The organism is Hassallia byssoidea VB512170, assembly GCF_000817785.2.
GTDB lineage: Bacteria > Cyanobacteriota > Cyanobacteriia > Cyanobacteriales > Nostocaceae > Hassallia > Hassallia carrinoi.
The window spans coordinates 1-5142 of the sequence record NZ_JTCM02000195.1 but is presented as its reverse complement, the minus strand read 5'-3'; the positions used below and the strand labels follow the sequence as shown (position 1 = coordinate 5142).

Annotated in this window: 5 protein-coding genes; 4 read left to right on the top strand and 1 reads right to left on the bottom strand. The window is 43.0% G+C overall.

What is annotated here, in order from left to right; all coding sequences use genetic code 11:
- The first annotated feature begins 497 nt into the window (after window positions 1-497).
- The 4 genes from PI95_RS34470 (at window position 498) to PI95_RS34455 (ending at window position 4786) form a co-directional block, all read left to right on the top strand.
- Entirely contained in the window at window positions 498-2132 is a 1635-nt protein-coding gene (locus PI95_RS34470; protein ID WP_039753768.1) for an ArnT family glycosyltransferase, read from the top strand.
- Window positions 2133-2202: 70 nt separating this feature from the next.
- On the top strand, window positions 2203-3135 hold the full coding sequence (locus PI95_RS34465; protein WP_163519464.1) for a LysR family transcriptional regulator: 933 nt from the start codon (window positions 2203-2205) through the stop codon (window positions 3133-3135).
- 255 nt (window positions 3136-3390) lie between these two features.
- A complete protein-coding gene (locus PI95_RS34460) occupies window positions 3391-4401 on the top strand; it encodes a YeiH family protein (RefSeq protein ID WP_052325856.1) in 1011 nt (336 codons plus the stop codon).
- 22 nt (window positions 4402-4423) lie between these two features.
- Complete coding sequence (locus PI95_RS34455; protein ID WP_039753772.1) at window positions 4424-4786, top strand: sulfite exporter TauE/SafE family protein; 363 nt, start codon at window positions 4424-4426, stop codon at window positions 4784-4786.
- A gap of 111 nt (window positions 4787-4897) precedes the next feature.
- On the opposite strand, the gene PI95_RS34450 is transcribed toward PI95_RS34455, so the two are convergent.
- The coding region (locus tag PI95_RS34450; protein ID WP_163519438.1) for a hypothetical protein at window positions 4898-5142 on the bottom strand (245 nt) is incomplete at its 5' end.

Sequence of the window (5142 nt, the reverse complement as noted above, 5' to 3'; positions counted from 1 at the left end):
CCGACATTACCGGACAGCCTTGTATTAAAGATCCTCAAAACTCCACGACTATTTCAGCTATATGGCTGTCCGGTTTTGTCTGATTTTTTGGAACCCCATGTAGGTGAGAGCCAATCGGACCGATACCTTGACGGATGATGTGAACGTAGTCATGATCTAGACGAAATTTCTCTTTTAACAAATTAGATAGATAAGGAGTGATTCGCGCTCTTATCGAGCAAATTTCTCAAAGGTTTACCCCAAGATAGTAAACTATCAAAGCGCAGAAATTTTGCCATGTTATCTTGAAGTGCAATTTGCCGATCTAGCAGTGACTGAAGAGCGGCTATTTCGTCGCTATTGAGTACATTCGATTGGCACTAAGAAGCCTTGTAAGTCAAATAGATAGCGTTCAAATTCGGTCATGAAATTTATTGCTTGATTTAATTATTCAATTTTTGATTTATATGATTTCAAGGTTAAGGTGCATGTTAATGAGAAGGATAAAATTTAACTAAATGCAAATAGCTCAGAAATGGCTTGCCGAAAAAACTAATCAGTTAGTGCTTTTTTTATTGGTTGGGGGACTGCTGTTTCGATCCTTTCTTGCTTTTTTGGTTTACCCTACCTTTGATGAAGCTTACTACTATCTTTACAGTCTGCATCTGGACTGGAGCTATTTCGATCATCCATTTCTGGTTGCGCTGACAACTGGTTTTGGTCCTTGGTTGACTGGAGTTGTATCCCAATTCACAATTCGGCTGGGAGCTATAATTTGCTACACAGGCAGTTTGCTGCTATTGTATCTGACTAGCAAGAGACTATTCTCTGCAAAGGCTGCGAAGTTGACTTTGGCGATCGCTACCATAAGTCCAATTTTTCAAGTTAGCTTTGGCATCCTCAGTTTACCCGACAGTCCACTGATGTTTTTTTGGTCTGCCAGTTTATATTGTGCGGCTAATGAATTTTTTCGGCAGCCTGGGAATCAAGAATCCTGCTCATCTAATTTATACGTCCCTAGTTACCGTTTGAGCTATCTTGGTATTTTGGTAGGATTAGCCTGCGATAGCAAATATCACGGTTTTGTTTTGGGCTTGGGGCTAATTGGTTTTTGTTTAACGAGTCCACGTCATCGCTGTGTGGTGCGATCGCCTTGGGCATGGTTAGGGTTATGCTTATTTATCATCACCATCTCCCCAATTGTGTTTTGGAATATCCAGCATGATTGGGTGTCTTTTCGTTTTCAGTCAGAGCGAGCAGTGCCTAAAAGCGGCTACAATCTGCTGAGTGTAGTATCTGTCTTTTTTCTTGGCATAGCCTATTTATTTCCCTCCATCGGATTTCCGCTTTGGTGGGTGAGTTTGCAATCAACAGTAGCTCGAACAAATGAACTTTTTTATCAGAAAAGAAAAGATTTAGACGCTTCGGTGCTATTGATTTTATGGGTGTCCCTACCGATAATTTTCGGGTTTACGTTCATCGGAGGATATCGGCAAATTTTGCCGGCTTGGACGATGCCAGGATTTTGGGGGACAACTTTACTATTAGGACAACAGGCAGTTATCTGGCAGGATAAATCCAGACGTTCTGTGCGTCGATGGCTTTTAGGTTCAGGAATTGCAGTTAGCAGCATGTTACTTATTGTCCTGCTGCAAATAACAGCAGGAATCATGCAAAAGCCCAGTCAATACGCTTTAATGGGAGGGTTCTTGCCTCCCAAGGACGACCCCTCTACAGAACTAATTGATATTGGGCAACTGCGACGCGGTTTTGCTGAATCTCCTATCCTCAGTGCAGCGCTACACAACTCTAGCTTTATATTCACCAATCGCTATTATCTAGGTGGACCCATTGCAATGTCCCTTAAACCTCTAGCTGACACACCGATTACTTGCTTTGATATTGGCAAGGATCTGCGTGGTTTTGCTTTTTGGTCAAAACCTGGGCAATGGTTAGGAAAAGATGCGCTGTACATCACTACTGCCCCGTTTAATCTCAGAAAAGATTTAATGGCTAGCTATCGAACTTACTTTAGCAGCCTTAATGAGATTGAAACGATACCGATTCGACGAGGTGGGGTGGTTGTCAACGTCGTTTATGTGTATCAAGCTAAGACACTCTTAAAGCCCTATCCTCGGTCTTACGGGATTTGAGAAGTTGTCTTGCAAAAACCTAAGGAAATTTACAATATCAAACTAGGTAACGCTTTAACAAATGGCAAGGATGACCATTGACCAGTTACAGATTTTCCTAGCGGTGGTGCAGCATATGCATTTTACTCGCGCTGCTGAAGCCCTTTACATCACTCAACCTTCTGTTAGTGCGGCAATCCAAAGCCTTGAAGAACAGTATAAAGTGAAATTGTTTCATCGGATTGGTCGTCGCATTGAATTAACTCTTGCTGGCAAGATGCTGGAAGTAGAAGCACAAAAAATTTTGGATCAAGTAGAGTTGACTGAGCGAGGATTACGCGAATTAAATGACCTGCAACGGGGTGAACTCAAGTTAGGTGCAAGCCAAACAATAGCTAATTACTGGCTCCCCCGCTTTATCAGCTTGTTTAAGCAAGAGTATCCAGGCATTGCTGTTGACTGTACCTTAGGTAACACTACTGAAATTAGTGAAGGAATAGTCACAGGATTATTTGACCTCAGCCTAGTGGAAGGAAAAGTTGAAGCATCGGTTTTGGCTTGTCTAGAGCAACAGATTATAGGCAGAGATTGTTTGCAAATTGTTGTTGGTCAATCTCATCTCTGGTTTGAGCGCTTAACAGTTGAGGTAGCAGAACTAACAACCACTAACTGGGTAATGCGCGAGAAAGGCTCAGGAACCCGTCAGCAGTTTGAGCAAGTGCTAAGACAGTGGGGTATTGAACCAACACAGTTAAATGTAATATTGTCAATGAAAAGCGGCGAGATGGTTAAAGCAGCCGTTGAAAGTGGGGTAGGGGCAGCAGCGATTTCTAACCTAATTATCGTCAAAGAACTGCGTCTTGATATGCTCCGTCGGATTCAAATTACAGGTGTTGTGAGAAACACTACTGATGCAGATCCACTCTCACGTCCCTTCTGGTTATTAAAGCACCGAGAACGCTTTCAAACTCGCATTTCCCAAGCGTTCGAGCAATTGCTGGTATCGGCTAAATCCGTGGAATAGCCGTAGCTATCATTAATTCCCACACCAGACCAAAACACACTTTAGTGGCACGTTGGACATCAAACTGTGCAAATGCAAGTAAATCTATGCATATCTTCAAGAACTGAAGATTAATTCTCAAAACGCGATCGCGCTTTGAGTAGCTTTCATGTCAACTGTCGATAGTTTAAAGCTATCTAAAACATAGTAAAGAACGTTTGCTTCTATTTATATGACTGCCTAGAGTTAGATCAACCCCCTTAATACGAGGTTGATATGAAAAAAGATATTAGGACGAACAGGAGAGTACACATACCGCAACTAAGTTCAGAGCAAAAGCTGCTGTATCGAAAAATTGTGTTTCTCTTAGCGGCTGGATTTTGTCTGACTCCTTGGGCTTCACCACCAATAGCACTGATGTTGGGGATTTTTTTGGCGCTGACTCACGAGAACCCATTTCATCGGATTACCCGCCCAGCCGCTAAATATTTACTTGAAGCATCCGTAATTATGCTGGGCTTTGGGATGAACTTAGCAGTTGTGCTAAAGGCAGGTGCAAGCGGTGCTTTGTTTGCGGTCGGCAGCATCAGTGCAACCTTTGTTCTGGGCTATTTTCTAGGGAAGTGGTTGAAGATTCCCATTAAAGCCTCTGCCTTGATTTCAGCGGGAACGGCTATTTGTGGTGGAAGTGCGATCGCCGCAGTTAGTTCAGTGATTAACGCCGCAGAAAGCGAGATTTCCGTAGCAATGGGTACAGTTTTTGTACTTAATGCTGTTGCTTTGTTCGTGTTTCCACCTCTGGGACACGCACTACACTTAACCCAGGCACAATTCGGAACCTGGTCAGGTGTGGCAATTCATGACATTTCTAGTGTAGTGGGTGCAGCATCACACTACGGTCAGAGTGCGCTATATACAGCCACAGCAGTCAAACTTTCCCGCGCACTGTGGATTGTACCTATCTCGGCAGCAGCAAGCTATATATTTCAACGTCAGCAGGCAAAATCGGGTGAGACTGTGCAACATAAACCCGAAGTACCCTGGTTTATTGGCTTGTTTATTCTAGCTTCGGTAGCGCGGACGTTTATCCCGCAAGTTGTTTCTTGGTCGTCAGTAATCACACACGTCTCGGAAGCGGGTTTGACGCTAACGTTGTTTTTGATTGGTGCAGGGTTATCTCAGCGAATGTTGAAAGCGGTTGGTTGGAAACCGATGGTTCAGGGTGTGGTGCTGTGGATATTTATTAGTGCTACTTCGCTTGGTGTAATTCTATTAGTTGTGCATTAGTTAAGAAACAAGAAGAGGAACTATGACGAACATTTTGCTTTATATACTGTTGGGCTTATTAGCAGGATTCATGAGTGGGCTGGTTGGCATTGGTGGAGGGGTTTTGATTGTCCCAGGGTTGATATTTTGGTTTGGGTTGTCACAGCATGAAGCACAGGGGACAACATTAGCATTATTAGTACCGCCTATTGGTTTACTTGGCGCTTGGACGTACTATAAACAAGGTTATGTGGATTTAAAAATAGCAGCTTTTATTTGTGTGGGCTTTTTTTTAGGTGGTCTTTTCGGTGCGAAGCTGGCAATTGGGCTATCTAATGTTGTTTTAGAAAAAGTGTTTGGAGTTGCAATATTAGCGATCGCCCTCAAGATGATATTTTCACGATAAGATTCATAATTCTAACTTACGAAGATTCTTGTAGACCCATTTTTGAATCCTACACTCAAAGCTGAGGTAGTCAGGAGCATTCTATATTCTGACTTTTGTCTCCTTACTTCTTTACGTCAAAATTGACCCACCCATCAAGCGATCGTAGCGATACTTCAATTCTTCTTTCATCAAATACCAACGCTCTAGAGTTGCATCTATCTCTATTACCTTCTCCGCTGCTTCCCGCGCTAACAATAAAACTTCCTCATCTTCTACCAAACTCGCCAAGGTAAAATCTGGCACACCCGATTGACGAGTTCCCAGCACTTCACCCGGACCGCGAAAACGCATATCCATTTCTGAGATGAAAAAGC